Origin of the sequence: Sphingopyxis sp. OAS728 (assembly GCF_014873485.1) — a bacterium.
GTDB lineage: Bacteria > Pseudomonadota > Alphaproteobacteria > Sphingomonadales > Sphingomonadaceae > Sphingopyxis.
Genome location: NZ_JADBDT010000001.1, coordinates 3287049 through 3313162 on the forward strand (window position 1 = coordinate 3287049; position 26114 = coordinate 3313162).

The 26114-nt window shown below is 66.2% G+C and carries 22 protein-coding genes; 10 read left to right on the plus strand and 12 right to left on the minus strand.

All coding sequences use genetic code 11. The annotated features are described in order from the left end of the window. Positions 1 to 7 precede the first annotated feature (7 nt). Entirely contained in the window at positions 8 to 1417 is a 1410-nt protein-coding gene (locus GGC65_RS15565) for an efflux transporter outer membrane subunit (RefSeq protein WP_192647994.1), read from the plus strand. Here GGC65_RS15565 and GGC65_RS15570 read toward each other — a convergent pair. Continuing rightward, entirely contained in the window at positions 1414 to 2784 is a 1371-nt protein-coding gene (locus tag GGC65_RS15570) for a PLP-dependent aminotransferase family protein (protein ID WP_192647995.1), read from the minus strand. The genes GGC65_RS15565 and GGC65_RS15570 overlap by 4 nt on opposite strands. Further along, the gene (locus GGC65_RS15575) at positions 2774 to 3214 is read right to left on the minus strand and encodes a DUF983 domain-containing protein (protein ID WP_192647996.1); all 441 of its coding nucleotides are present in this window, start codon (positions 3212 to 3214) and stop codon (positions 2774 to 2776) included. Before GGC65_RS15575 ends, GGC65_RS15570 begins: the two co-directional genes overlap by 11 nt. Positions 3215 to 3522: 308 nt before the next feature. Between GGC65_RS15575 and GGC65_RS15580 the strand changes: the two genes are divergently transcribed. From GGC65_RS15580 to GGC65_RS15600, 5 genes are all read left to right on the plus strand, one after another. Further along, positions 3523 to 4329, plus strand: coding sequence for an SDR family NAD(P)-dependent oxidoreductase (locus tag GGC65_RS15580; protein ID WP_192647997.1), 807 nt, complete (start codon positions 3523 to 3525; stop codon positions 4327 to 4329). Positions 4330 to 4478: 149 nt separating this feature from the next. Further along, positions 4479 to 5810, plus strand: coding sequence for a hypothetical protein (locus tag GGC65_RS15585; protein ID WP_192649565.1), 1332 nt, complete (start codon positions 4479 to 4481; stop codon positions 5808 to 5810). Between the two features lie 176 nt (positions 5811 to 5986). Beyond that, positions 5987 to 10690, plus strand: coding sequence for an NAD-glutamate dehydrogenase (locus GGC65_RS15590; RefSeq protein WP_192647998.1), 4704 nt, complete (start codon positions 5987 to 5989; stop codon positions 10688 to 10690). Continuing rightward, positions 10690 to 11550 (plus strand): ATP-grasp domain-containing protein, encoded by an 861-nt coding sequence (locus tag GGC65_RS15595; protein WP_192647999.1) that lies wholly within the window; start codon positions 10690 to 10692, stop codon positions 11548 to 11550. The genes GGC65_RS15590 and GGC65_RS15595 overlap by 1 nt, the downstream gene beginning before the upstream one ends. An 8-nt stretch (positions 11551 to 11558) precedes the next feature. Further along, entirely contained in the window at positions 11559 to 11867 is a 309-nt protein-coding gene (locus GGC65_RS15600; RefSeq protein WP_192648000.1) for a hypothetical protein, read from the plus strand. Here GGC65_RS15600 and GGC65_RS15605 read toward each other — a convergent pair. Together GGC65_RS15605 and GGC65_RS15610 are read right to left on the minus strand one after the other, a co-directional pair. Next, on the minus strand, positions 11864 to 12136 hold the full coding sequence (locus GGC65_RS15605; RefSeq protein WP_192648001.1) for a ribbon-helix-helix domain-containing protein: 273 nt from the start codon (positions 12134 to 12136) through the stop codon (positions 11864 to 11866). The two genes, GGC65_RS15600 and GGC65_RS15605, sit on opposite strands and share 4 nt — an antisense overlap. Continuing rightward, positions 12118 to 12660, minus strand: coding sequence for a DUF7010 family protein (locus GGC65_RS15610; protein ID WP_192648002.1), 543 nt, complete (start codon positions 12658 to 12660; stop codon positions 12118 to 12120). The genes GGC65_RS15605 and GGC65_RS15610 overlap by 19 nt, the downstream gene beginning before the upstream one ends. A 148-nt stretch (positions 12661 to 12808) precedes the next feature. Between GGC65_RS15610 and GGC65_RS15615 the strand changes: the two genes are divergently transcribed. Beyond that, positions 12809 to 13552, plus strand: coding sequence for a helix-turn-helix domain-containing protein (locus tag GGC65_RS15615; RefSeq protein WP_192648003.1), 744 nt, complete (start codon positions 12809 to 12811; stop codon positions 13550 to 13552). Positions 13553 to 13720: 168 nt separating this feature from the next. Here GGC65_RS15615 and phbB read toward each other — a convergent pair whose 3' ends face one another. The 8 genes from phbB to GGC65_RS15655 form a co-directional block, all read right to left on the minus strand. Beyond that, positions 13721 to 14443, minus strand: a complete 723-nt coding sequence (phbB, locus tag GGC65_RS15620; RefSeq protein ID WP_192648004.1) for an acetoacetyl-CoA reductase — start codon at positions 14441 to 14443, stop codon at positions 13721 to 13723. A gap of 98 nt (positions 14444 to 14541) precedes the next feature. Further along, positions 14542 to 16110 carry a DUF1963 domain-containing protein gene (locus GGC65_RS15625; RefSeq protein WP_192648005.1) on the minus strand — a complete coding sequence of 523 codons (1569 nt, stop codon included), beginning with the start codon at positions 16108 to 16110 and terminating at the stop codon, positions 14542 to 14544. A 93-nt stretch (positions 16111 to 16203) separates the two neighbouring features. Next, entirely contained in the window at positions 16204 to 17199 is a 996-nt protein-coding gene (gene hemH / locus GGC65_RS15630) for a ferrochelatase (RefSeq protein WP_192648006.1), read from the minus strand. Beyond that, positions 17196 to 19484, minus strand: coding sequence for a xanthine dehydrogenase family protein molybdopterin-binding subunit (locus GGC65_RS15635; RefSeq protein WP_192648007.1), 2289 nt, complete (start codon positions 19482 to 19484; stop codon positions 17196 to 17198). Before GGC65_RS15635 ends, hemH begins: the two co-directional genes overlap by 4 nt. 64 nt (positions 19485 to 19548) lie before the next feature. Next, positions 19549 to 20262: an SIMPL domain-containing protein gene (locus GGC65_RS15640; RefSeq protein ID WP_192648008.1), complete on the minus strand. Its 714-nt coding sequence runs from the start codon at positions 20260 to 20262 to the stop codon at positions 19549 to 19551. A gap of 52 nt (positions 20263 to 20314) precedes the next feature. Beyond that, the gene (locus GGC65_RS15645; protein ID WP_192648009.1) at positions 20315 to 20908 is read right to left on the minus strand and encodes a hypothetical protein; all 594 of its coding nucleotides are present in this window, start codon (positions 20906 to 20908) and stop codon (positions 20315 to 20317) included. After that, entirely contained in the window at positions 20905 to 21327 is a 423-nt protein-coding gene (locus GGC65_RS15650; RefSeq protein ID WP_192649567.1) for a CoA-binding protein, read from the minus strand. The genes GGC65_RS15645 and GGC65_RS15650 overlap by 4 nt, the downstream gene beginning before the upstream one ends. Then, on the minus strand, positions 21327 to 22316 hold the full coding sequence (locus GGC65_RS15655; protein ID WP_318780175.1) for an Mrp/NBP35 family ATP-binding protein: 990 nt from the start codon (positions 22314 to 22316) through the stop codon (positions 21327 to 21329). The genes GGC65_RS15650 and GGC65_RS15655 overlap by 1 nt, the downstream gene beginning before the upstream one ends. Positions 22317 to 22407: 91 nt before the next feature. Between GGC65_RS15655 and hflK the strand changes: the two genes are divergently transcribed. The 3 genes from hflK to GGC65_RS15670 all read left to right on the plus strand — a co-directional run bounded on the left by hflK (position 22408) and on the right by GGC65_RS15670 (position 26038). Beyond that, positions 22408 to 23559 carry a protease modulator HflK gene (hflK, locus tag GGC65_RS15660; RefSeq protein WP_192648010.1) on the plus strand — a complete coding sequence of 384 codons (1152 nt, stop codon included), beginning with the start codon at positions 22408 to 22410 and terminating at the stop codon, positions 23557 to 23559. Further along, positions 23559 to 24407: a protease modulator HflC gene (gene hflC / locus GGC65_RS15665; RefSeq protein ID WP_062185444.1), complete on the plus strand. Its 849-nt coding sequence runs from the start codon at positions 23559 to 23561 to the stop codon at positions 24405 to 24407. Before hflK ends, hflC begins: the two co-directional genes overlap by 1 nt. A gap of 137 nt (positions 24408 to 24544) precedes the next feature. After that, on the plus strand, positions 24545 to 26038 hold the full coding sequence (locus tag GGC65_RS15670; protein ID WP_192648011.1) for a trypsin-like peptidase domain-containing protein: 1494 nt from the start codon (positions 24545 to 24547) through the stop codon (positions 26036 to 26038). The last annotated feature ends 76 nt before the right edge of the window (positions 26039 to 26114 follow it).

The window sequence follows — 26114 nt, forward strand, 5'->3', positions numbered from 1 at the left end:
TAACATCATGATCCTCCGCAATATCCTCACCGCCGCCTCGGCCCTCGCGCTCGCCGCCTGCGCCGTCGGTCCCGACTATAAGGCGCCGCAATCGGCGTCGGCGCCGGTGGCGACCGGGCCGTTCGTTTCGGCGAACAGCCCCGCGGTGTCGCTCGATCCGGTCGCCGCCGACTGGTGGCGCCTCTATAATGATCCCGTCCTCGACGGGCTCGTCGGCGATGCGCTTGCGAACAACACCGACGTGCGCGTCGCGGTCGCGAATATCGCCCGCGCGCGTGCCTCGCTGCGCGGCGCTCGCGCCGACCGCCTGCCACAGGGTCAGATCGGCGCCGGTGCCAATTACGGCCGCAGCCCCGAGGGCCAGCGCCTGCCGGGCGCCGACCGCGAAGATTGGGCGGTCGATGTCGGGATCAACGTTTCGTACGAAGTCGACCTGTTCGGCCGCGTCAGCCGCTCGATCGAGGCCGCACGCGGCGATACTGAAGCCGCCGAGGCCAACGCCGATGCGGTACGCGTGATCGTCGCCGCCGACACGACGCAGGCCTATGCGGACGCGGCATCGGGCGCGGCGCGGCTCGACGTCGCGCGGCGCATCGTCGGCCTGCTCGACCAGCAGGTCAAACTGACGCAGCGTCGCAAGGACGTCGGGATGGCGACGGGGCTCGACCTCGCGCGCATCACGACGCTGCGCGACCAGCGGTCGGCCGACATTCCTTCCATCGAAGCTGAACGGCAGGCGGCCTTGTTCCGCCTCGCGACTCTGACCGGTCGTGCTCCCGCCGCGTTGCCCGCCATCGCTGGCGACCGCAACATCAGCCTCGAAATCACCGACCCCATCCCAGTCGGTGATGGGGCGGCGCTATTGAAGCGCCGTCCCGATATTCGCGCTGCCGAGCGCCGCCTTGCCGCCGATACCGCGCGCATCGGCGTCGCGACGGCGGACCTGTACCCGCGCATCACCTTGGGCGGTTCGGCGGGCTCAACGGGCACGGGCTTCGGCGATGTGTTCGGCGGTGGTCCGCTGCGCTGGCTGCTCGGGCCGCTGCTCAACTGGGCCTTCCCGAACCAGGAACCCGCGCGCGCGCGGATCGCGGCGGCCGAGGCCGATACGCAGGCATCGCTCGCCGAATTCGACGGCACCGTGCTGCGCGCGCTCGAGGAAACCGAGACCGCGCTGTCGTCCTATGCGCGTTCGCTCGAACAGCGTCAGGCGCTGCGCGCCGCGCGCGACCAGTCCGAACGCGCCGTGCGGATCGTCCGCGCCAAGCGCGAGGAAGGCGCATCGGATTCGTTCGAATGGCTCGACGCCGAACGGACCTTTGCCGAAGCCGAGGCGACGCTCGCCGAACAGGATGGGCAGATTTCGCGGCGCCAGATCGCATTGTTCCGCGCGCTCGCGGGCGGCTGGTCGAGCTAGACGATATGGCTCGCCGCGCCGCCCGGAATCCATAGCTGCGCCGCGAGCCGGTGCAGCGCCCGCGACAGTCCACGGCGGTCGATCGTTCCGCCCAGCGAGATACGCACCGCCTTGGGCGCGCCGGGCGCGACGGCGAAGCGGTTCGACGGCACCGCCGACAGCCCGTCGAGCGCGAGCGCTGCGGCGAGCACGTCGGGCGGGCTGTCGTCGGCAAGCGGTAGCCACAGGTGATAGCCCTGCGGATGCGCGTTGTGGCGTCCGTCGCCGAGCACGCTGTGCGCCAATCTCTGCCGCCAGATCGCTTCCTTGCGTACCGCGTCGACCAAAGTGTCGAATGTCCCGTCAGCAAGCCACAGCGAGATCATCGCGACATTGAGCGGCGGTGCCATTACGGCGCTTTCATGCTGGCACGACGCGATCTGCATCGCTTCGGCGACCCCGGGCGCGCGGACAAACCCGACGCGCAATGCCGGCGAAATAATCTTCGCCATGCTCGCGACATGCCAGCTGACTTCGGGCGCGAAGCTTGCGATCGCGGGGATCGGCGCGTCGGGGAGCAGGCCATAGGCATCGTCTTCAATGACTTGGACTCTGGCATCCTGTGCCCATGCTGCAATGTCGCGCCGTTCCTTGACCGTGAGCGTCGCGGTGGTCGGATTGTCGTTGGTCGGGACGACATAGAGCGCGCGCAGCGGCGCGACCGCGTGTGCGGCCTCCAGCGCGTCGGCGGCCATTTCGGCAAGCGGGACGAGCGTGACCCCCATGCGCCGCGCGATTGCGGCGAAGCCCGGATAGACGAAGCGCCCGCACGCGACGCGGTCGCCCGGCTTCAGCATCGTCGAGGCAACCGCGTGCAGCCCATTTTGTCCGCCCGCGGTGACGACAATCTGTTCGACCGACGACGACAGGCCCATCCGCGCGAGCAGTTCGGCGCCGCTTTCGCGGTCCGCCGCCGCGCCGCCCGGCCGCTGATAGTGTAGCCGCGCGAGGCCGTCGGCGCGGGCGAGGGTTCCCAACGCCGAGGCCATCGCATCGGTCAGGCGGCTCTCGATCGGGATCGGCGGGCTGTTCATCGCGATGTCGCTCTGCGCCGCGGTTGCGACCTCGCCGGTGCGGACATCCTCGCTGATAAAACTGCCGGCGCGGCCGCGCGCGACGATCAGCCCGCGCTGCCGCGCGAGATCATAGGCCTTGGTCACGGTGGTGAGGTCGATGCCGAGTTTCACCGCAAGGTCACGCTGCGGCGGCAGGCGGTCGCCGTGGCGAAGGTCGCCGCGCGCGACTGCCGCCGATATCGCGGCGGTCACCGCCTTATATTTGGGCCCTGCGGCACCCGCGATGTCCGGGAGCCATGCGTCAGCTGCCATGCCGTTCGTCCGCCTCGAATTTTTCACGCGCATTGAGCTTCGCCCATAAATGCTCGGTGCCCGATTCCTGCGCCTTGTTCACATATTGCGAGGCGACCAGCCAGCCCTTGATCGGGCGCAGGGGCAGCACGCACCCGATCACCATGACCGGGATCGAAAAGACCAGATGCACCCACAAAGGCGGGCTGTAGGCGATTTGCATCCACACGATCACAAAGGTCAGCGGAAAGGCGACGATACACTGCGAGAAGAAGGCGGGGCCGTCGTCGGGCGCGGCGAAGCTGAAGTCGAGGCCGCAATTCTCGCAGCGATCGGCGAGCTTCAGCCACGAGCGAAACATATGGCCCTTGCCGCATTCGGGACATTTGCCGTGCCATCCCGCCCACAGGATCCAGCGCAGCTTTTCGTTGCCGACATCACCGCTCGTCATCTTCGACTCCATCAGGAAACATGCAATATACCATGCATAATGAATATATGACGGTGCGTTCGGAATTTTAGATTTGTAGAAATCTAACGAAAATACAGTATATTATATATCGCAATCCAGAGATTGCATGGTACATATGAAAAAGTAGACCATACATAAATGCTCGCGTACAGTTCCGAGGCCTCGCGCGGACGCCGCGCTCCGGCTTCCAGCCAGTGAGAGGCTGGCTCTTGGTTTCGCCGGCTACTGGCGCCCCGATGCGCAGACTAGATCGCTTCCATCCCCATCACTCTGGAAAGGAAGCAACCATGAACGAAGCAAAGGGCACCGCCCTCATCACCGGCGCGTCGAGCGGGATCGGCGCCATCTATGCCGATCGCCTCGCCCGTCAGGGCTATGACCTGATCCTTGTCGCGCGCAGCGTCGGCAAGCTCGAAGAGGCCGCGAAGATGATTCGCGAAAAGACCGGCCGACAGATCGAAACCATCGCGGCGGACCTTGCCGACCCCGCCGATGTCCGGCGGATCGAGGCGCGCCTCACCAACGACCGGTCGATCACGCTGCTCGTCAACAATGCCGGTACCGGATCGACCGCGAAGGCGCTCGACTCCGCCGTCGACACGATGAGCAAGATGGTTTCGCTCAATGTCGATGCGTTGATGCGCCTGACCTATGCCGTGCTTCCCGCCTTTGTCGCGCGCGGACGCGGCACCATCGTCAACATCGCCTCGATCGTTGCGGTGGCGCCCGAGATATTGAACGGCACCTATGGCGGCACCAAGGCCTTTGTCCTCGCCTTCAGCCAGAATTTGCACCACGAACTCGAAGGCACCGGCGTCCATGTGCAGGTTGTCCTGCCCGGCGCGACCGCGACCGATTTCTGGGACATCGCCGGCACGCCGGTCGAGCATCTGCCCGGCGAAATCGTGATGCGCGCCGACGACCTTGTCGACGCCGCGCTGATCGGCCTCGCGCGCGGCGAACGCGTGACCATCCCCGGCCTGCACGATGTTTCGCGGTGGGATGCGTTCGAAGCCGACCGTCAGGCGATGGCGGGCGAATTGTCGACCAGCACGCCGGGCGCACGCTACCGCGCCGACGAAGAAGTCCTGTGACGAACTAGCGCACCAGGCTGCATTGCATCCTGCCACCGGCAGAAATAACGGCGGTCCGCGGTACAGCGGGCCGCCCCAGCCATCGTTTACGCCGCTTTTACCAGTCCCGGTGCATAAGATTTACCGATGTTTGCGACTGGGGATAAATGATGGACAGCATGCGCGGGCTGCTTTCGAGCAGCCACGACCAGGAGGATGCGGCGATCGATGCGCCCGCGTCCGTGGGCGTCGACGAACGGCGGATGCAGGTCCGGGCCTATAATTATTGGGCTTCGCTGCTTGCCGACCGGGCCTATCCCTCGGTCGAGGATCTCGACCTCGAAAGCGCCGATTTCGGTGCCTATTCGGTCCTTCTCGACTTCACCCAGGGTATCGAAAATCCCGGGCTCGCCTTCCTTGGCGACAAGCTGCGCGAAGAATCGCAGATCGACGAAGAGGTCCACTATATCAGCCAGATTCCCGGCCGCTCTCTGCTGTCGCGGCTGACCGATCATTATCTCCAGATCATCGCCAACCGCGCGCCGATCGGTTTCGAGGCCGAATTCGTCAACGATCGCGGCACGACGATCATGTATCGCGGCATCCTGCTGCCCTTTTCGTCCGATGACGACACCATCGATTTCATCATGGGCGTGATCAACTGGAAGGAAGGCGTCCCCGCCGATCAGCAGGAGGAACTGCAACTGTCGGTCGAACAGGCGCTGCGCAGTGCGGCGCCGCTGACCGCACCGGTGCCCGTGTGGGCCGACGGCCCCGATTCGGAGCATCTCGATCAGGATGCCGCACCCGGCTTTTCCGCGCTCGACGAAAGCGCCGACCTGTTCCCCGATGCCGATGTTGTCGCGGATGCGGACGCGGTGCCGGCCGAACCCGGCGACGATGCCGAGCTCGCCGACTGGCTGGCGCTCGCGCGCGAAACCGCCGAGCGCGCGATCGCCGCCGACAGCCGCAGTCGTGGCGCGCTTTATCAGGCGGTCGGCAAAGCGTGGGATTTCGCGCTTGCCGCCGAGGAACAGCCCGAAGCCTTTGCCGAGCTGCTCGCCGATGCCGGCCTCGCCGCGCAGGAGCGTGCGCCGATGACCCCGGTCGTGAAGCTGGTTTTCGGCGCGACCTATGACAAGACGCGCCTCGCCGAATATGCCTGTGTGCTTGGTCATGCCAAGGACGAGGGCGTGGGCCGCGGAGAGCTTGGCGCCTATCTCGATCGCTATCCGGGCGGGCTCAAGGGGCTGGTCAAGGATGCGCGCGCACGCCGGAAGCCCGCGAACCGCGTCGAACGACCCGACGAAAAGGTCGAAGCGCTGCGCCGTGCACACCCGGCATTGATCCTCGAACATGATGCCGGCGACGCCGAATTTGTCGTGCTGATCGCGCGCGCGATGCCGGGCGGACATATCGGAATCGTCGCCAAGGCGGCCGAAGATCCGGCGCTGGTGGCGAAGCTGGCGAAGAAGGCGGTCGCGATCACGCCCAGCACCTGAGGGGGTGGGCTGAGAGCGTTCACGCAACAGAAAATCCGAAAATTGAAATTATTTAACGCAGGGGCGCGAACGAGGCCTTGAGCCGCGCGCCGTGCGGGCGCATAGGGGGCGGCAGCGAACGGGCCCCCGCCGATCGTCGGCTGGGTCCCCCTCTTTGGTTCGGGATGCAGCATTTTATGTCTCAGAATTTGTCCGACACGCCGGAAACGGACACCGCCACCACCACCGCCAAAATTCCTCCGAAAATCGCCGCCGCCTATCTGGCCGCGCTGCGTGGCAGCGCGCTGCCCGGCGAGGGCGACGATATGGACAAGGCGGCGCTCGCCGACGCGGCCCAGTTCGCCGCGCGCGCGGCGCTCGACCGCGCGCCCGAAACGCCGTCGCTGCTGCTCGAACCGATCGCTGCCGATGGCACCGACCGCCGCATGCGGCTCGCGATCATCAACGACGACATGCCTTTCCTCGTCGATTCGACCTCGCAGGCGGTCGCGGCGCAGGGGCTCGCCGTCCACCGTATCCTCCACCCGGTCGTCGCGGTGAAGCGCGATGCCAAGGGACATCTGCAGGAAGCTGGCGAAGCCGGCGACCGCGAATCGGTCATCTATATCGAGCTCGAGCGCGGCGACGCGCGGGCGCGCCGGCGCCTGCTCGACGGGCTCGAATCGGCGCTGCGCGATGTGCGCGCCGCGGTGCGCGACTGGCGTGCGATGCGTGCGGCGATGCTTGCCGATGCCGCTATGCGCGTCGAGGGCGAGGCCGCCGAATTGCTGCGCTGGTTCGAGGGCGGGGCAATGACCCAGCTCGGCCACGAATGGCGCACGCGCAGCGGCGCGGTGCAGGAACCGCTGGGGATCAGCGAAAGCGCCGACGGCCAGCTTCTGTCGCCCGCCGCGCTCGAAGCCGCTTTCGCCTGGTTCGACAAGGGCGGCCATGCCCCCTTGCTCATCAAGTCGAATCGCTTGTCGGCGGTGCATCGCCGCGTGCTGCTCGACCTCGTCATCGTTCCCGAACTCAAGGGCAAGAAGGTCGAACGCCTGTCGATCCACGCGGGCCTGTGGACCAGCGCCGCGCTGTCGACGCCGCCGGCAAAGGTGCCCGTGCTGCGCGCGCAGCTCGAAGCGCTGATGACGAAATTCAGTTTCGACCCCACGGGGCATGCGGGCAAGGCGCTCGCGCACGCGCTTACTGCGCTGCCGCACGATCTGCTCATTGCGTTCGATGCGGCATCGCTCGAAGAGCTGGTGCTGACCTCGATGTCGATCACCGACCGGCCGCGGCCGAAGGTGGTGACGGTGCGCAGCGCGCTCGGCCGCCACCTGTTCGCTTTCGTCTGGTTGCCGCGCGATGAAGTGTCGACCGGGCGCCGTATCGCGGTCGAGGCGCTGCTGGTGCGCGAAGCCAAGGCGGGTGTCATCGGCTGGACGATGGTACTCGAAGACGGCGGCGCCGCGCTCCTGCGCTACACGCTCGACCTGCGCAGCGGCGGTGTCGTCCCCGATGCCGAGGCGCTCAACGCGCAGCTCGAACAGATGGTGCGCGGCTGGCAGCCCGAGGTCGAAGCGGCGCTGGCCAAGCGCGGCGATCCGGGCCGCGCGGCGGCGCTCGCGGCGCGTTTTGCAACAGCGTTCCCGCCCAATTACCGCAATCTCTATAATCCCGAGGAAGCGGCGCGCGACATCTTGCGCCTCCGCGATCTCGACGCCGCGAACCCGCGCAGCGTGCGCCTCGCGCGCAAGAGCCTCGACGGCGACGACCGCCTGCGGCTCAAGGTTTACAGCGCGGTCGGCCCGCTCGCGCTGTCCGACGTCGTCCCCGCGCTCGAACATTTCGGGTTCGAGGTGCTCGAGGAAATCCCGACCACGCTCGGTTCGACGCGTGCGCCCGGCAACGAAGATGGCGACGAAACCCCGCTCGTGATCCACGATTTCTCGCTGCGCCTCCCCGCCAACGTCGACGAGCTGGCGCTGCTGCCTTATGCCGAGGTGCTCGAGGGCGCGATCGCGGCGGTGCTCGACGGGCGCGCTGAAAATGATGCGTTCAACGAACTCGTGCTCACCAACCAGACCGATCCGCGCGCGATCGTCTGGCTGCGCGCCTGGTTCCGCTATCTGCGTCAGGGCGGCTCGGCCTATGGCATGGACACGGTCGTCAGCGCGCTGCGCCACGCGCCCGCGCTGACCGCTGCGTTGATCGAGCGTTTCGCGGTGCTCCACGATCCCAAGGCGCGCGATGCGAAGCGTGCCGAGGCGCTCGAAGCCGAGATCATGGCCGCCTTTGCCGATATCAAGTCGATCGACGAGGATCGCATCCTCCGCCTCTTCCACGCCGTGATCGGCGCGACGCTGCGCACCAACGCCTTCGCGCCCGCCGCGCAGGAGGCGCTGGCGTTCAAGATCGACAGCGCGCAGGTCCCCGGCCTGCCCAAGCCGCTGCCGTGGCGCGAAGTGTGGGTTTATTCGCCGCGCGTCGAGGGCATCCATCTCCGCGCCGGTCCGGTCGCACGCGGCGGCCTCCGCTGGTCCGACCGCCGCGACGACTTCCGCACCGAAATTCTCGGGCTGATGAAGGCGCAGCGCGTCAAGAACGCCGTCATCGTGCCGACGGGCGCGAAGGGCGGCTTCTATCCCAAGGCGCTGCCCGACGTGTCGCTCGACCGCGATGCATGGTTCGCCGAGGGCACCGAATGCTATCGCATCTTCATCCGCTCGCTCCTGTCGATCACCGATAATCTTGTCGCGGGCAAGGTCGTGCATCCGAAGGGCGTGGTGATCCACGACGGCGACGATCCCTATTTCGTCGTTGCCGCCGACAAGGGCACCGCGACCTTCTCCGACGTCGCCAATGCCTTGGCGATGGAGCGCGACTTCTGGCTTGGCGACGCGTTCGCGAGCGGCGGGTCGAAGGGCTATGACCATAAGGCGATGGGCATCACCGCGAAGGGCGCATGGCTTTCGGTCCAGCGCCACTTCGCCGAAATGGGCGTCGACGTGCAGAGTGATACGATCCGCGTCGTCGGCTGCGGCGACATGTCGGGCGACGTGTTCGGCAACGGGATGCTGCTGTCGAAGGCGATCCAGCTGACCGCTGCGTTCGACCACCGCCATATCTTCCTCGACCCCAATCCCGATCCGGCGAAAAGCTGGAAGGAACGCGAGCGGATGTTCAACCTGCCACGCTCAAGCTGGGCGGATTACAACGCCAAGCTGATCTCGAAGGGTGGCGGCATTTTTCCGCGCAGCCAGAAGAGCATTCCGCTCTCCCCCGAAGTGCAGGCGCTGCTCGGCCTGTCGGTGTCCGAAATCGACCCCGGCTCGCTGATCTCGGCGATCCTGAAGGCGCCGGTCGACCTTCTGTGGTTCGGCGGTATCGGCACCTATGTGAAGGCCGCGAGCCAGAATAATGCCGAGGTCGGCGATCCCGCGAACGACGCGCTGCGCGTCGATGCCGAGGATTTGCGCGTCAAGGCGGTGGGCGAGGGCGCGAACCTCGGCACGACGCAGGCCGCGCGTATTGCCTTCTCGGCGAAGGGTGGGCGGATCAACACCGACTTTATCGACAATAGCGCGGGCGTCGACTGCTCGGATAATGAGGTCAACATCAAGATCGCATTGAACCGCGAGATGGCCGAAGGCCGCCTCAGCCAGGACGATCGCGACGCGCTGCTCGTGCGCATGACCGACAATGTGTCGGAGCTGGTGCTCGAGGATAACCGGCTTCAGGCGCTCGCGCTGTCGATCGCCGAAAAGGGTGGATCGGCCGCTGTCCCGTCGCTGGTGCGGATCATGGAGACGTTCGAGGCATCGGGCCGGCTCGACCGCAAGGTCGAGGGGCTCGCCGCGAACGACGAACTGCTCCGCCGCGCCGCCGAAGGACGCGGGCTGACGCGCCCCGAACTTGCGGTGCTGCTGTCGACCGCGAAGCTCGCGCTGCAGGATGCGATCGAGCATAGCGATCTGCCGAACGATCCGGCGCTGGCGAGCGATCTTGCCGCCGCCTTCCCCGAAGAGATGCAGCGCGACTTCGGTCAGGCGATTGCCGATCACCAGCTTCGCCGCGAAATCATCGCGACGAAGATCGCGAACCGCATCATCAACCGTATGGGCATCGTCCATCCCTTCGAACTGGTCGAAGAGGAAGGCTGCGCGCTCGGCGACATCGCCGCTGCGTTCGTCGCGGTCGAGCGCCTGCTCGACATGCCCGCGATCTGGGATGCGCTCGACGAAGCGAAGATCGACGAAAGCATCCGCCTGTCGCTGTTCAGCCAGGCCGCGTCGGCGATGACCTCGCAGATGGCCGACCTGCTGCGCGTGACGCAGTCGCTGTCGCAGCCGGGCCCGGTCGTCGCGCGGCTCGAACCCGGTGTCGACCGCCTCAACGCGAGCGTCGACGGGCTGCTCAGCCCCTCGGTCAAGCGCCAGTGGGACATGCTGACGCAGCAACTGCTCGACGCGGGCGCGCCCGAGGCGCTGACCTCGTCGGTCGTCCGCCTGTTCAAGACCGACGGTGCGATCGGCATCGTCGACCTCGCCGAACGGCGCGGCGATGACGAGGTCGCGGTGACCAGCGCCTTCACGCATCTGGGCGAAGCGCTGGGGCTCGACTGGGCACAGACGCTGGCGGCGCATATGAGCCCCGCCGATCCGTGGGAACGCCTGCTGGTCAACAGCCTCGCGCGCGATTTCCAGCAGATGCGCCTGACCTTCCTCGCGGGCTTGCCCAAGGGCGACCTTGATGCGGCGGTGACCAAATGGCTCGCCGATCATGCGCCGCGCGTCGAGCAGTTCCGCGCGACGGTCGACCGCGCGCGGATGATCCCGACCCCGAACGGCGCGATGCTGTCGCATATCGCCGGGCAGGCACGCGGATTGCTGGGGAGGTAATGCCGTTCCAGCCCCGCGTCGCGATCCTCGTCCCGGCGCCCGACTATTATGAAAAGTGGCAGCCCGCCTTTGCCCGCAAGGCGGCGGCGCTGACCGCGGCCGGGCTGATCGTCGAGCAGCGCGTGTGGACCGAGCCCGGCGATCTGTCGGGCCATGATCTGGTGCTCCCGCTCTTCGCATGGGGCTATCAGCGCGACGTTGCGGGCTGGTACGCCTTGCTCGACCGGCTCGAAGTCGAAAGACTGCCGGTGGCCAATCCGGTGCCCGTGCTGCGCTGGAACAGCGACAAGGCCTATCTGGCTGAACTCGGCGCCAAGGGTGTTGCGGTCGTGCCGACGGTCGAGGTCGATGCGCTCGACGATGCGAGCCTGACCGAGGCGATGTCCGAGCTTGCGACCGACGAGATTGTGATCAAGCCGGCCATTTCGGGCGGCGCCGACGGGACGCATCGCATTCTTCCGGGCGCGCCGATTCCGGCCGATGCGCTGGGTCAGCGGCGGCTCGTCCAGCCAATGATGCCGGGCATATTGACCGAGGGCGAATATTCGCTCTTCTTCTTTGGCGGCAAGTTCAGCCACGCGATCGTCAAGCGCCCCGCATCGGGCGATTTTCGCGTGCAGGAACAATTCGGCGGGCGCGAGACCGCGTGCGAGGTGAGCGATGCCGCGCAGGCGCTCGCGGCTGCGGCGCTGGCGGCAGCACCCGCGCCGCCGGTCTACGCGCGCGTCGATATGGTCGGCGATGCGCTCGGCACGCTGCACATCATGGAACTCGAACTGATCGAGCCGTCGCTGTTCCTGCATCATGCGCCCGACAAGGGCGCGGCGTTCGGGCATGCGGTGGCGCGGGCTCTGATCTAGCTGCGCCGATGAAGCATTTCATCAACAGGTGGGTCAAAAGCGAAGATGCTGCAAACCGGAAGCAATTTCGCGGAAAGACGATCAACACGCGTTTCCAGGGCTTGTGGCAGTCCGAGCGAAATCAGGCGAAGCTCATGCTCGTCGCGATGGTTCCTGTGCTGGTCATGGCGCCCTTTGTGTCCAAATGGTCGGACGCCTCTCTGATCGAGAGAGGCGTCATGCTCGTTACCGGGGCGTGGGCGGTCGTCGTTATGGGCGGCGGAACATTTTTGGCCATCCGGTCCATCTTTCGCGGTGTGAAAAACACCCGCGGCTAAGGGCTCGGTGATCGGGGAGCGGCGCTCAGCTCCCGCCACAGCCATTGCCGGATCGCCGAGGTCAGGTTCGGCGGATCGTCGGCTTCCATCCGTTCGACATCGATCCGCGCGACGAGCGCGTTGACGGGAAGCGCCTGCCGCGCGGCTTCGGCTTCGAGTGCGTCCCAGAACATCGGTTCGAGGCTGATCGAGGTCGGATGGCCTGCGATCGTGACCGAGCGTTTGACCGGGGGATGGAGCGGCGGCGTGCTCAAGGTCGTGCGCGCCATCGCTGGAGGATCAGCACGGCGGCGACGAGTTCGATCGCGCCGACAAGGAAGCCGAGGTTGAGGGGCAAGGCGATGCCGAACAGCCCAACCCCCGCGACGAGCAGGATCGCAGCGCCGAGCACCCAATAAGCGATCTCGCCATACATCGTCCGGAAGAGAAAATAGCGCGCCCCGACGATCGCTGCAAAGACCGGGATCGCAAGGTCGGGCGCGCGGACGAGTAGCACCCATGCAATCAGCACCCCGACGAACAGCGGGATCGTCGCCTCGATCGCGAGCGTCTCGAGCGGCTTGCCGACGGTCGCCTTCGGCGCCTTGAACGCGATGCGCTCGATGAGGACGCCGAGCGGGTGGATCGCCATGCCGCCGACGAACAGCGCGGCGAAGGCGGCCATGGTGCCGTGGAGCTGCCAAACCGCTCCGGCGATCAGCCAGACGAGGCCCGAAACGAGTACGCCGGGTGCGCCGCCGGCATAGGCGCGGGCGAGGTCTTGCTGGGCGATGGAGAGCGACGTGTCGGTCATGTCACGGGTGTAGCGACTTGATTCGCGGCAGCAAGGGCGCAGCCGCGCCGCTGTGCCGTACAAAACGAGGTACGATTTATTTGGGGTGGCAGGCCAATTCGGCGTTGCGTAATCTACCCGCCGATCCCGCGCAAATGCAGGCAGGCTGATGACAGGACTTCAGGCGCTTACCGAAAAAGAGAAAGAGACGTTGCGCCTGCTGGCGGGTGGGCATGACGCGAAATCGATGGCGCGGCATCTGGGCCTGTCGGTCCATACGATCAACGAACGACTGCGCGATGCGCGGCGCAAGATGTCGGCATCGAGCAGCCGCGAGGCAGCGCGGCAACTGCGCGAGATCGAAGGCCGGACCCCCGAATATTTGGGGGACAAGGCTTTGGGGGAAGCCGCGGCCGACCCCGGCATGGAAGAGATGACGGCACCCGCCGGGACGCGCCGCATATCGCGCCGCGCCGGCTGGATTGCCGGAGGTTTGTTCATGTCGTTCAGTCTTGCCTTGCTCGCTTTCGCTTCGATGTCCGGGAGCGCCGATACGCCCGCCGCGAGCCCTTCCACTGTTCCCGCCGAAAGCGCTGCGGCTGCGGCCGCGCGCGGATGGCTCGCGCTGGTCGAGAAGGGCGAGTGGAATGCGAGCTGGGAGGCGACGGGGCAGTCGTTCAAGGCGCTCAATACGGTCGAGGCCTGGCGCCGGGTGGCGAGCCAGGTGCAAGGACCGCTGGGCGCGGTGAAATCGCGCACTCTGGTCAGCGAGGAATATGTACCCGCGCCGCCCTATGGCTATCAGATGGTCAAGTTTCGCACCGATTATGCGAACAAGGCGGGGGCGATCGAAACGTTGTCGCTGGTGCGCGAGGGCGGCGAATGGCGCGTTGTCGGGGTGACGGTGGAATAGGGGCGGCGGCGTTGGCACCGGCAAAGCCGGTGCCCGTCGTCAGACGGGTTCGACGATCCTTGAGGGGATCGCCGCCCCGCTGGCCGTGCCGATGGCTGCCGCTTTGCGGCACCGGCGCCTAACCTCGTCGTTCGCTGCGCGAACGCCTTGGTTACGCGCCTGCCATCGTCAGTACATATGCTGGCCGCCGTTGATGCTCATCGTCGACCCGGTGACGAACCCCGCATCTTCGCTGCACAAGAACGCGACGCCGCGTGCGATTTCATCGGCCTGACCCAAACGCCCAACCGGGATCTTCGCGACGATCTTTTCGAGCACGGGTGCGGGAACCGCCGCCACCATGTCGGTGTCGATATAACCCGGCGCGATCGCGTTGACCGTCACGCCCTTCTTCGCGCCTTCCTGCGCCAGCGCCTTGGTAAAGCCGTGGATGCCCGATTTGGCGGCGGCATAATTGACCTGGCCATATTGCCCCGCCTGCCCGTTGATCGAGCCGATGTTGACGATGCGGCCCCAGCCGCGCTCAACCATGCCCGGGAAACAGGCCTTCGCCATGTTGAAGCAGCCGCCCAGGTTGACGCGCATTACATCGTCCCAATCGGCGTAGCTCATGCGCGACAGCGTGCCGTCGCGGGTGATACCGGCGTTGTTGACCACGATGTCGACGGGTCCGAATTTCTCGGTGACGGCGATGCAGCCGTCGACGCACGCCTGATGATCGCCGACGTCCCATTTCATCGCAGCGATGCCGGTGCGGTCGGTGAACTCGCGCGCCTTTTCGTCATTGCCGCCATAGTTGGCGACGACGGTGACGCCCATCTCCTTCAGCTTGAGGCTGATTGCTTCGCCGATGCCGCGGCTGCCGCCGGTGACGATTGCTACGCGTGCCATAAATTCACTCTCCCACGTGGTTATGGGATCATGATTAAGCCGCGCTATCGGACGCTGCAAGTTGACCGGAACGTCAATCGCAAAGCTATTCAGGGGGTTTAGTGGCTCACCTGCACCCGCAGCTTCGAAAAGTCGCCGATGGCGAGGTCCGCCTTGTCGATCGTCACGACCAGATTGTCGCCATCGCCGAACCGCCGGCTCATCAATCCGCTCGTCGGCAGTTCGAGCAAGACCGCTTCGTGCTCCTCGTCATAATCGAGGATGTGGCGAAACGGCTCGTGCCCCATAGCCGCCATTTCGCGTTCGGCGAGATCGCGCCACCAGGGCTCGTAAAATGCCCGCGTCGGCGCGGAAAGATTGTCGGGATTGGCGCACCAGGCGTGCTTCGCGCGATCGAACAGGATCGTTTGATAATCATGCACCCACAGATTCGCATCGGCGCGGTGGGTCGTCAGCGGCAGGGTGATCGTCTCGATCCGTTCGGCGCCGGTTTCGGGGTCGACCGAGCGGATCGCCTTGACCCAGTGGATTGCGTGCAGCCCCGCCATCACCGCCGTCGCGTCGCTGGCCGAGAACTCGGCGCGCGCCGCGCTGTCGTGGACAATCGCGATAATCTCTTCGGCGCGCTTGCGCGCTTCATAGTTGAACGCGGCGCGCTGCTCCATTTCGGCGATATCCCCGGCATCGGCGCCCGGCGCCGGCGCGGCTTCGGGCGTCAGCCGATCGAGCCGCATTTCGAGCAATGCAACCATGGCGGTCATGCTGCCCCAGTCGAAGGGGTGGAACGCAGGATCGGCGATGTCGTAGCCGCGATCGTAGAGCGCGGCGCCGGGTTCGCCCGGATCGGCTTCGCTGCGCGGATCGGCATCGCCCGGGCCGATGGCGACGAGGTCGACCGGCCATTCGGGAAAGGCGCGTACCGCGAACGACGCCAAGTCGCCAAAAGCCAGACCACCGTGCGGGCCGAACCATCCTTCGGGGTCGTTGAGCGTATAGGGCGGTGCGACCGGCGTGCCGGTATCGCGCAAGTGAACGACGCACATGTCAAAACGGCGGCGATGGATGAAAAAGGCGAGCGCACCGTCGCGCGGTCCCAGCCCGCCCCACAGGCCCTGAGGGAGGTCGGCGCAATCGATCTGTGCGAGGAAATCAGCCGGCTGATCGTCGATCTTTGGCCATTCCATGCCAGCGGGGAGTCGCGGGCGACCGCCGAGCCAGCTGTTCGTCGAGATGGCGTCGCGCGGCGGGATTTGGGGAACGAGGCGAAGCGACACCTCTTGGGCGTCGATCTTCTCGGCGCGGTGTGCGGCTTCCTCGACCTCCAAAGCCATCGATTCGAGCGCCACATCGGCCGGTTCGATAGCCGCGGCGGATTGGTGTTCGGGCGCATATTCGTCGTCGGCCGGCATCTCGATCGGCGCCTTGCGGCTGATTCGTGCGAGCCGCGATGGCGAGATTTCCACATCGGGTTCGGGCGCGGCCTTGCGCGGCAGTTTCGGCAGCCGGATTTCGCGCGGCACCCGCGACGCACGTGGCGCCTGTGGTTCGCGCGGCGCGGCGGTTGCGGTCCGTGATCGCCACGACCACCAGATGGCAAAGCCGATTATTGCCAGAAAGGCCAGCGTGGCCAAGGCCAGCGCCCAACCCAGCAATTCGAGCTCGGTCATCGCATATCTCCAAATTGGCGCGGCCCATGCCTTTTCGGCGCCGCGTCGGATCAATTTAGCGCATGGACCTAAACAGTTGGTAAGCGGCCGGGGTCAAAGCCATCCCGCCAGTTCGCGCCGCACCAGGGCCTCGAGCATCGCCATGCCGGGCGCGTCGGCGTTGAGGCAGGGGAGGTAGGCGAACCGCCTTCCGCCCGTGGCTTCATATTGCTGCTTGCCTCGTATCGCCAGTTCTTCCAGCGTTTCGAGGCAGTCGGCCGCAAAGCCGGGCGCGAAAATCGCGACGCTCTTCCCTTCGCTCGCTAGCGATTCAAGCCGCGTGTCGGTCGCGGGTTCGAGCCATTTGGCCCGCCCGAAGCGCGACTGGAACGCCACCTCGACCGGACGGCTGAGTGCATCCGAAAGCAGGCGCGCGGTTTTTCGGCACTGGCAGTGATAGGGATCGCCGAGGTGCAGCGTCCGCTCGGGCATGCCGTGAAAGCTCGCGAGCAGCACATCGGGGTCGAAATCGAGCGCGGCGAGCCCGCTCTTCACCGAATCCGTGAGCGCTCGCAGATAAGCGCCATCGTCGTGATAGGGTGGCAAGAAGCGGATCGCCGGCTGCCAGCGTAGAGTCTGCAGATGCCGGCCCACGGCATCGACCACCGTTGCGGTCGTCGCGGCGCAATATTGGGGATAAAGCGGCGCGACAAGGATGCGGCGGCAGCCCGCCGCCGTCAGCGCGTCGATGGCGGGGCCGATCGCCGGCTTTCCGTAGCGCATCGCGTAAGCGACCTGCACCGTGGCCCCGAACGCTGCTTGCAGCGTTTCGCTCTGCTTTCGCGTGATCGCGGCGAGCGGCGACCCTTCGTCGGTCCAGACCTGCGCATAGGCGTGCGCCGACTTTTTCGGCCGTGTGGTCAGGATGATGCCGCGCAGGATCGGTTGCCATAATAGCTGCGGGATTTCGACGACGCGGCGATCGGAGAGGAATTCCGCCAGATAGCGGCGCACCGATGGCGCGTTGGGCGCGTCGGGGGTGCCGAGGTTGACCAGCAGAACGCCGATGCGCGGCGCCGCCACTTGCGGGTGGTCGGTCGGAGGAGTCACAGCGGATGCGCCGATAGGGGCAAACGCCGGATGCGGCGGCCCGTCGCGGCGAACAGGGCATTGGCGATGGCGGGCGCAACGACGGGCACACCGATTTCGCCGAGCCCGCCGGGCTCGCGATCGCTGTCGACGAATTCGACCAAAATTTGCGGCGTCTGTGACAGGTCGGGCAGACCCAATTGACCGAGCTTCCGTGCGGTTGCGAGGCCGCCTTCATAATCGGTCGTCGCACCGACCGCTGCCGCAAGCCCGAAGATCAGTCCGCCCTCGATCTGCTGCCGCGCGATCACCGGGTTCACAAGCCGCCCCGCGTCGACGACCGCGACCAGCTGCTCGACCTGAAGCCCGCGCTCACTTTGCCGCGCGGTCGCCATCAGCGCGATATGGCTGCCGCGCATCGAATGGCAGGCGAGTCCCTGTGTGGTCCCCGACAATCCGCCCTCCCAGCCGCCAAGGCTGGTCGCGGTGAGCAGGCAGCGCGCGAGCAGCGGCGAATTGCCGAGCATCGCCATGCGATAGGACAGCGCATCGGTCCCGGCACGCCCCGCCATTTCGTCGACGAAACATTCGGTGAAAAAGGCGGTGTAGCTGTCGGCATTGCCGCGCCAGCGTCCCGTGGGCAGGCCAATGTCGGCGGGGCAATGGTCGACCGCCATATGCGGGATCGCATAGCTGCTCGCTGCCCCCTCGACTGCGGCGGCATCGGGGCTGCCGGCTGCGGCGCGCTGCGCGACATCGGCCGGCTCATTGTCGAACAGGCGCCTGCGAACCTCATGGTTCGTCGGTGGCACCGCGATGCGCGTTACCAGCGCATCGATCCCGCCCGCGGCGTTAAGCGTCGCGGTCAGCTTGGCACGCGCCGGCGCGCGCGGCGGCAGGCGCATGATTTCTTCGGCGCGCGACCAGGCAAGCTGGACGGGGCGTTTGACTTGGAGCGCGATGATCGCGGCCTGCACTGCGACATTGTGGTCGAGGCAGGCGTCGAACGATCCGCCCGCCATCATCGGGAATAGCGTGACACTTGCCGGAGCTAATCCGGTCGCGCCGGCGATCGCGTCGCGGCACTGCGCGGGTGCCTGCGTCGCGACCCAGACACGCAAGCCGTCGCGGTCGGGCGCCGCGGTCGCAGTGCGCGTTTCGATCGGCGCGTGGAGCGCGGGGGCGACGGCATATTCGGCAGAGATTTTCGGCCGTCCCTCCATTGCTTCGGCCACATCGCCTTCGCTCGCGATGCGATAACCATCGCCCTTAAGCGCCGCTTTCAGCGCCTTGTCGATGCGGTCGGTCGATATCGGCGCGCCGTCGGTCTCGAAGGTGGGGGCAAAGCGGTCGAGCGCGCGGTTCGCCGCCCACCAGTTGCGTGCGACCGTTGCAACCCAGCGCTCATGCGTGACAACGTGGAGCAAGCCGGGCGAGGCGAGACCTTTCTTGCGGTCAATGCCTTTCAGCCGCGTCGCGCCGAGCGGCCCCTGCCGGATCGCGGCAAAGACCATATCGGGAAGGCGGATATCGCCGGCATAATTGGCCGACCCATCGATCTTGGCGGGCAGGTCGAGCCGCGTAAGCTCCTTGCCATAGAGCGGGTCCGAACTGCTCGCGCGATACACGGGTTCGGCGGGCGGTTCGAGCAGCGCCGCGGCGGCGGCGACATCGCCAAAGCGCAGCCTTTTCTTGCCATGGGTGACGAAGCCGTCCTGCGTGTCGCATTCTTCCCAGTCGGCGTCCCAGCGATCGGCGGCTGCCATCATCAGCAGCGCGCGCGCCTGGGCCGCCGCGGCGCGGCAGGGGGCTTCGAACATGCGGACCGACGAGCTGTTTGCGGTCAGCATCACCGCGTGGCGGACCGCCCATTCGCGGCGCGCGCAGCTGCGCACGTCGGAGACGAAATCGGGAACGCCCGACCGGGGCGTAAAGACCGCGCTATCCTCGTCGACGAGCAGTGTGTTGGTGTAGAGCGGGTTGATCGGCGCGCTTTCGACCGCGATCGTGCGCCAGTCAGCGCCGAGCTCGTCGGCCATGATCTGCGGCAGCAGCGTCGTGACGCCCTGACCCATTTCGCATTGCGGGACGATCGCGCTGATATGCCCGTCGTCGCCGATCTTGAGGAAGGCATTGAAGATATGCTCGTCCGGCGCGGCGGTGAGGTTCGGCTGGTAATCGCGCGGCCACAGGCTCCACGCGATGGCCAGCCCGCCTGCCGCGGTCGCGCCAACCAGCAGCGAACGGCGGCTGACGTGCGGCATGCGCGCTTTGTTTTTCTCCACTGTGTCGCGAATGCCGGCCATGCCCGCTGCTGATAGTCAGGGGTGCGAATCGGCGCAAAGAAAATCGCGACCCCGCGGGCCGCGGTTATTTCTCCGACAAAGCGAAATCGACGCGTACCGAAACCTGCGATTCGCTGACACCTGGATTGAAGGGCGGGGCGGCCGATTGCGCGACCGCCCGATTGGCCGCGGCGTCCATCTCGTAATAGGGCATCGGCGGCGCGCTGTCGCCGCCATCGCGGATCGTCAGCACGCGGTCGATCTTGAGCCCCGCGGCGCCCGCATAGGCATCGGCACGGGCACGCGCGGCGCGATAGGCGGCGGCATAGGCCGATTTGGTCGCGGCTTCCTGATCGGATACGCGCAGCGTCGGACCCGACAACACGTTGGCGCCGGCTTGCGTGGTCGCGGCGACGGCCTCGCCCGCCTTGTCGACTGCGCGCATCCGCACCTCGACCTGGTTGACGGCTTCATATTTGCCCTTGTTCGCACCCCAGTCGATGCGGTTGACCGTCAGCTGGCGCGTCTGCAGATCCTTGCCCGCGACGCCGAAGGCCTTGAGCGCCTCGGTCACCTTGGTCATCGTTTCATTGTTGCGCTGCGTCGCGGCTTCGGCCGATGCGGCGATCGTGCTGACGCCGGCAGTGAAGCGCGCTTCGTCGGGCCGCGTTTCCGATCGGCCGGTCGCCGAGACCGACAGCAGGGTTTCGTCATGCCCGACGCCGCGCGGGTCGGGCGACTTTTCGCTGCACGCGCCGAGCGCGAGCAGCGGTATCAGCACAAGGGTCTGGTGGCGCATCCTGTTCTCCCATCTTTGCCGAGCTAGCGCATGACGGGCCGAAGGGTTCCGCTTACCAGCCCCAGGGCGCGGGCGGCGGCGTCACCGGTCTGGCATAATCGAACGCGACACGGAAATGCCGTCCCTGCCGGTCGAGGCCATAGGTGAAGCCCGTGTCCGTCGTTTCAACCGACCAGATATTGGTGGTCGAAACGCTCCGCCCGGTCGCGTTGAACATCGCGATCGATTCGGCATCGACGGGGAAGGTCTGGCGCGTCGCACTCCCGGCATCCGCCGTGTTGCCGCCGTATAGCGTAACCGCGTCGGGCTTGCCATCGGCGTGGCGATGGTCGTGCTTGAGGCGGAGACCTGCCGGCGTCCGGCTGATGACCCACGTCCGCGACCGGTCCCAGCCGCCGTCGTCGGCGAGGCCTTCGATATGGAAGGGGATTTCGATTCGGTCGGCGGTGCAATGGCGAATGTGCATCACCATCGCCTTGCCGCGCATCTCGGCATCGGCCGCCTCGTTGCTCGCGAGCTTGCCTGCATACGCCTGGCCACAGCGTGCCGAGAGCGACGCGAAAAATTCATCCTGCGGGCTTTCGGCAATGGAGGTCGTGGCGCATCCCCCGAGCGCGGTCGCGAGCAGCGAAAGCGCAGCCCTCACTTCAGCAGGCCGAGACGCGGGATTTCGATCTTGGGGCAGCGATCCATGACGACGACCAGCCCTGCTGCTTCGGCGCGTTTCGCGGCGGCTTCGTTGATGACGCCGATCTGCATCCACACCGCCTTCGCGCCATGGACGATCGCCTCGTCGACCGCCGTTCCGGCGTCCTCGCTGTTGCGAAAGATGTCGACCAGTTCAGCAGGCGGCTCGACATCGGCGAGCGTCGCGACGACCGGCGCGCCGTGGATGGTCTTGCCGGCATGCCCCGGATTGACCGCGATCACGTCATGTCCGTGGCGGACGAGGAAGGCGAGGACGCCGTTCGACGCGCGGGCGGGGTTGGGCGAGGCGCCCACGACCGCGATGCGACGCTTTTGTCCAAGCAGGTCGCGGATTTCGCCTTCGTCGTTGATCGCCATCATCGCCCCTTTCGTGTGGTCAGCCATTCGGCGACCTTCGCCGCTATCGCATGAAATGGTTCACCGGCGGGATCGGTTCCCGCCGCGGGCGGGACGCCGCCATCGCTGGCAAGGCGGATGCCCATCGACAGCGGCACGCGGCCGAGGAAGTCGAGGCCCATCGTTTTTGCCGCCGCTTCGGCACCGCCGCTGCCGAACGGGTCGCTGACCTCGCCGCAATGCGGGCAGGCGTAACCCGCCATATTCTCGACCAGCCCGATGAGCGGCACGTCGGCCTGCTCGAACAGGCTGATCGCGCGCGTCGCGTCCATCAGTGCCAGATCCTGCGGGGTCGACACGATCACCGCGCCCGCGGGCTTGTGCTTCTGGATCATCGTCAGCTGGACGTCGCCGGTGCCGGGGGGAAGGTCGACGACAAGCGTGTCGATGTCGCCCCAGCTTGCGTCGACGAGCTGTTCGAGCGCCTTGCCCGCCATCGGGCCGCGCCATGCGATCGCCTGTCCGGGCGCCGCGATCTGACCGGTCGACAGCATCGGCACACCATAAGCGTTCGGGACGGGCGCGAGTTTGGACCCGCGTGCTTCGGGTTTCACGCCCTCGCTGTCCATCAGGCGCGGCTGCGACGGGCCATAGATGTCGGCGTCGACCAGCCCGACCTTCACGCCGAGACGGCGGAGAGCGACCGCGAGGTTTGCCGCGAGGGTCGATTTGCCGACCCCGCCCTTGCCGCTTCCGACCGCGATCAGCGTCATCGCCTTTTTCTCGGCGGTCATCGCGATGCGGACTTCGCGTACGCCCGCTTCGGCGAGCAGGCCGGCGCGGAGCTTGTCCTCGAGCGGCTTGCGGTCCTCGACCGCGAGTCCCGACACGTCGAGCACCACCGCGAGCAGGCCCGAATCGTCGAGGAGGCGCAGCCCCGACGAGCGGTCCTCGCTGAGCTCGGATGCGGTGGCGGTCAGGTGGGCGATATCGGCGCTTTGTTCGGTCATGTCCGCGGCAGATAGGCATGATCGGGGCGTTTGCCAGCCATTTTCGCGCGCACCCCCTGTTAATCGCGCACGCCGCCCCTATAAAAGCAGCATGAGCAACGAAAATGATGGAAGCATGGCTGGCCGCGGTCCGGGGGGATTGCGGCGATTTTTCGGGTCGATCACCCAGATGGCGAACAGCCCGTGGGGCAGCCCAGGCAAGGGCGATGACGATGGGAAGGGCGATAAGCGCCCCGGCCCGCGCAACCCATGGGTCACCCCCGATCCGGCCGACCAGCGGCGCGCGCAAAAGCCGCGCGGCCCCTCGGCGCTCGACGAATTGCTGCGCAAGGGGCGCGGCGGGTTCGGCGGTGGCGGTTCGGGCGGCGGCGGCCAGTTCAATTTCGGCGATTCGGCGAAACTCTGGAAATGGATAGTCCTCGCGCTCGTCGTCGCGTGGGTGCTTTTCTCTTCCTTCCACATCGTGCCGCCCGAAAAGGAAGGCGTGATCACACGCCTCGGCAGCTATTCGCGCACCGTCGGTCCCGGCGTGAAGCTGACCTGGCCGGCGCCGGTCGAGCGCATCCGGATGGAAGACGTACGCGCGATCCGCACGATGGCGATCGGCTCGCCGAACGCGACGGACGAGAATTTTGTGCTGACGCGCGACCAGAGCATCGTCGACCTTGCCTATGAGGTTCGCTGGTCGGTGCGCGATCCCGAGTTGTTCTTCTTCCAGCTCGCCGATCCCGAAGGGACGATCCGCGAAGTCGCCGAAAGCGCGATGCGCGCGACGGTCGCGAACTTCGACCTTGTGCAGGCGATCGGCCCCGGCCGCGTCGAGATCGAGACGCAGGTCCAGCAGCGCATGCAGGAATTGCTCAACCAGTATCGCGCCGGTGTGATGATCCAGGGCATCGCGATCCGCCAGGTCGATCCGCCGAGCCAGGTCGACGAGGCGTTCAAGGAGGTCACCGCGGCGCGGCAGGAACGCGAATCGGCGATAAACCTTGCGCGCGCCTATCAGCAGCAGGTGCTCGAACGCGCGCGCGGCGACACGGCGGCGTTCGACAAGATCTACGAGCAGTATAAGCTGGCGCCCGGCGTGACCCGCCAGCGGCTTTATTATGAAACGATGGAGAATGTGTTGTCGAACGTCGACAAGACGATCGTCGAAGCGCGCGGGGTGACCCCCTATCTGCCGCTCAACGAGGTGCAGAAGCGGGTGAAGGCGCCCGAAGCGACCGCGAAGGGAGGCGAATGATGAATTCGCTGTTCCAGAACCCGATGCGGCTGCTCTTTGGCGTCGTCATCCTGCTCGTCATCCTGTCGCAGTCGCTCGCGATCGTCCCCGAAGACAAGCAGGCGCTGATCCTGCGCTTCGGCGAGATCGAGCGCACGGTGAACCGTTACAAGCCGAACGAGGATTTCGGGCGCTCGGGCGCCGGTCTCGTCCTGCGCGTGCCGTTCACCGACGGCATCCAATATATCGACAAGCGCATCCTTGGCGTGAACATGGAGCGCCAGCAAGTGCTCTCGACCGACCAGCAGCGGCTGCAGGTCGACGCCTTCGCGCGCTTCCGCATCACCAACCCGGTGCGCATGTATACCGCGATCCGCACCGAGGATAAGTTGCAGGCGCAGCTCGCGACGATCCTCGGCTCGTCGCTGCGCAACGAGCTCGGCAAGCGCACCTTCGCGACCTTGCTGTCGCCCGAGCGCGGCGCGGTGATGGACAATATCCAGGTCGCGCTGAACCGCGAGGCGAACAAATATGGCGCCGAGATCATCGACGTCCGGATCAAGCGTGCCGACCTTCCCGAAGGCGCGACGCTCGAGGCGGCGTACAACCGCATGCGTACCGCGCGCCAGCAGGAAGCGATCTCCATCCGCGCCGAAGGGCAGAAGGAAGCGCAGATCATTCGCGGCGGCGCCGACGGCGAAGCGGCGCGCATCTATGCCGCGAGCTTTGGCAAGGATCCCGAATTCTATGATTTCTACCGCGCGATGCAGAGCTATCGGCAGACCTTCCTGGGTGAGAATAACCAAGGCGGGACGTCGATCATCATGTCCGCGGACAATGAATATCTGAAGCGTTTCCGCGGCAATTGATGCGCTGACGGCGGCCGGGCGGTCCGATGAACGGAACCTTTAAGTCCCGTTCATGTTCAATCGCCGTTCAGCCAATTCGCCGCAGACCGCCGCAGCCGGGGCAGTTGAGTTTTCGAGAACGAAGAGGAATACCGATCGTGCGTTATGTTTATGGCATCACTTCGGCCTTGCTGGCGGGTGGCACCGCGCTGGCGCTGGTCACCCAGTCCCCCGTTGGGGCACAGGTCGCTCAGAATGAGAAGAGCGAAATCGCCAAGGTCGTTCCCCGTTCGGGCGCGCCCGAAAGCTTCGCCGACCTCGTCGAACAGCTGCAGCCCGCGGTGGTCAACATCTCGACCAAGCAGGAAGTCACGCTCGGCGTCCGGCTGAACCCCTTTGCCGGTACGCGCGAACCGATCACGCAGGAACAGCAGGGCGGCGGTTCGGGATTCCTGATCTCGGCCGACGGCTATATCGTCACCAACAACCATGTCATTTCGGGCGGCCCGCGTGGCGAGGCGGTCAATCAGGTCACCGTGACGCTGACCAACCAGAAGGAATATAAGGCGACGATCGTCGGGCGCGACGTGGCATCCGACCTTGCGTTGCTCAAGATCGAAGCAAGCGGCCTGCCGTTCGTGAAGTTCGCCGACAGCAGCACGGCGCGCGTCGGTGACTGGGTGGTGGCGATCGGCAACCCGCTCGGCCTCGGTTCGACCGTGACCGCTGGCATCATCTCGGCGGTTCAGCGCAACATCGGGCAGGGCGGCGCCTATGACCGCTATATCCAGACCGATACCGCGATCAATCGCGGCAACTCGGGTGGCCCGTTGTTCGACCTTCAAGGCAATGTCGTCGGCATCAACAACATGCTGATCTCGCCCGTCGGCGCGAACATCGGCGTTAATTTTGCGATTCCGGCCGATGCGGCTATTCCCGTGATCAACGCGCTGCGCGCTGGTGAAAAGGTCCAGCGCGGCTATCTCGGCATCGGCATCGCGCCGGTCGATGAGGATCTGGCTGCGGCGCTCGGTCTGCCCAAGGATCGTGGCGAGTTCATCCAGCGCGTCGAGCCCGCGCAGGCCGGCGAAAAGGCAGGGCTGAAGCGTGGCGATGTCGTGACCAAGGTCAATGGCAAGGATGTCACGCCGCAGCAGACCTTGTCGTACATCGTCTCGAACACCAAACCGGGTACGCGCATCCCGCTTGAGATTATCCGCGATGGCAAAACGCTGACGATCCAGGCGCTCGTCGGCACGCGTCCGCCCGAGGAAGAACTGACCGGCAGCAACTTCGACCCCGAAGAAGAACAGACGACCCCCGAGGATCCGACCGGCGCCGCTGACAAGGCGCTCCAGGACGAACTCGGCCTGTCGGTGCAGACGGTGACTCCCGATATCGCCCGCGCGGTCGGCGTCGACGCCGGAACCAAGGGGCTTGTCGTCGGTGCCGCTTCTGCGAACAGCGATGCAGGCCGCAAGGGCCTGCGTCGCGGCGACGTGATCCTCAGCGCGAACCGCACGCCCGTCACGACGAGTGAGGCGCTCGCCAAGGCGGTTGCCGACGCGAAAAAGGCAGGCCGCGATGCGGTGCTGCTCGAAATCCTGCGTCGTGGCGGGCCGTCGGCCTTCGTCGCAATTCGCGTGAAATAAGTTCCGGCTTCATACCCATAAAAGGGGCGCCGCATCTTCGGGTGTGGCGCCCCTTTTTGTTTGCGCGGCGCCTTCG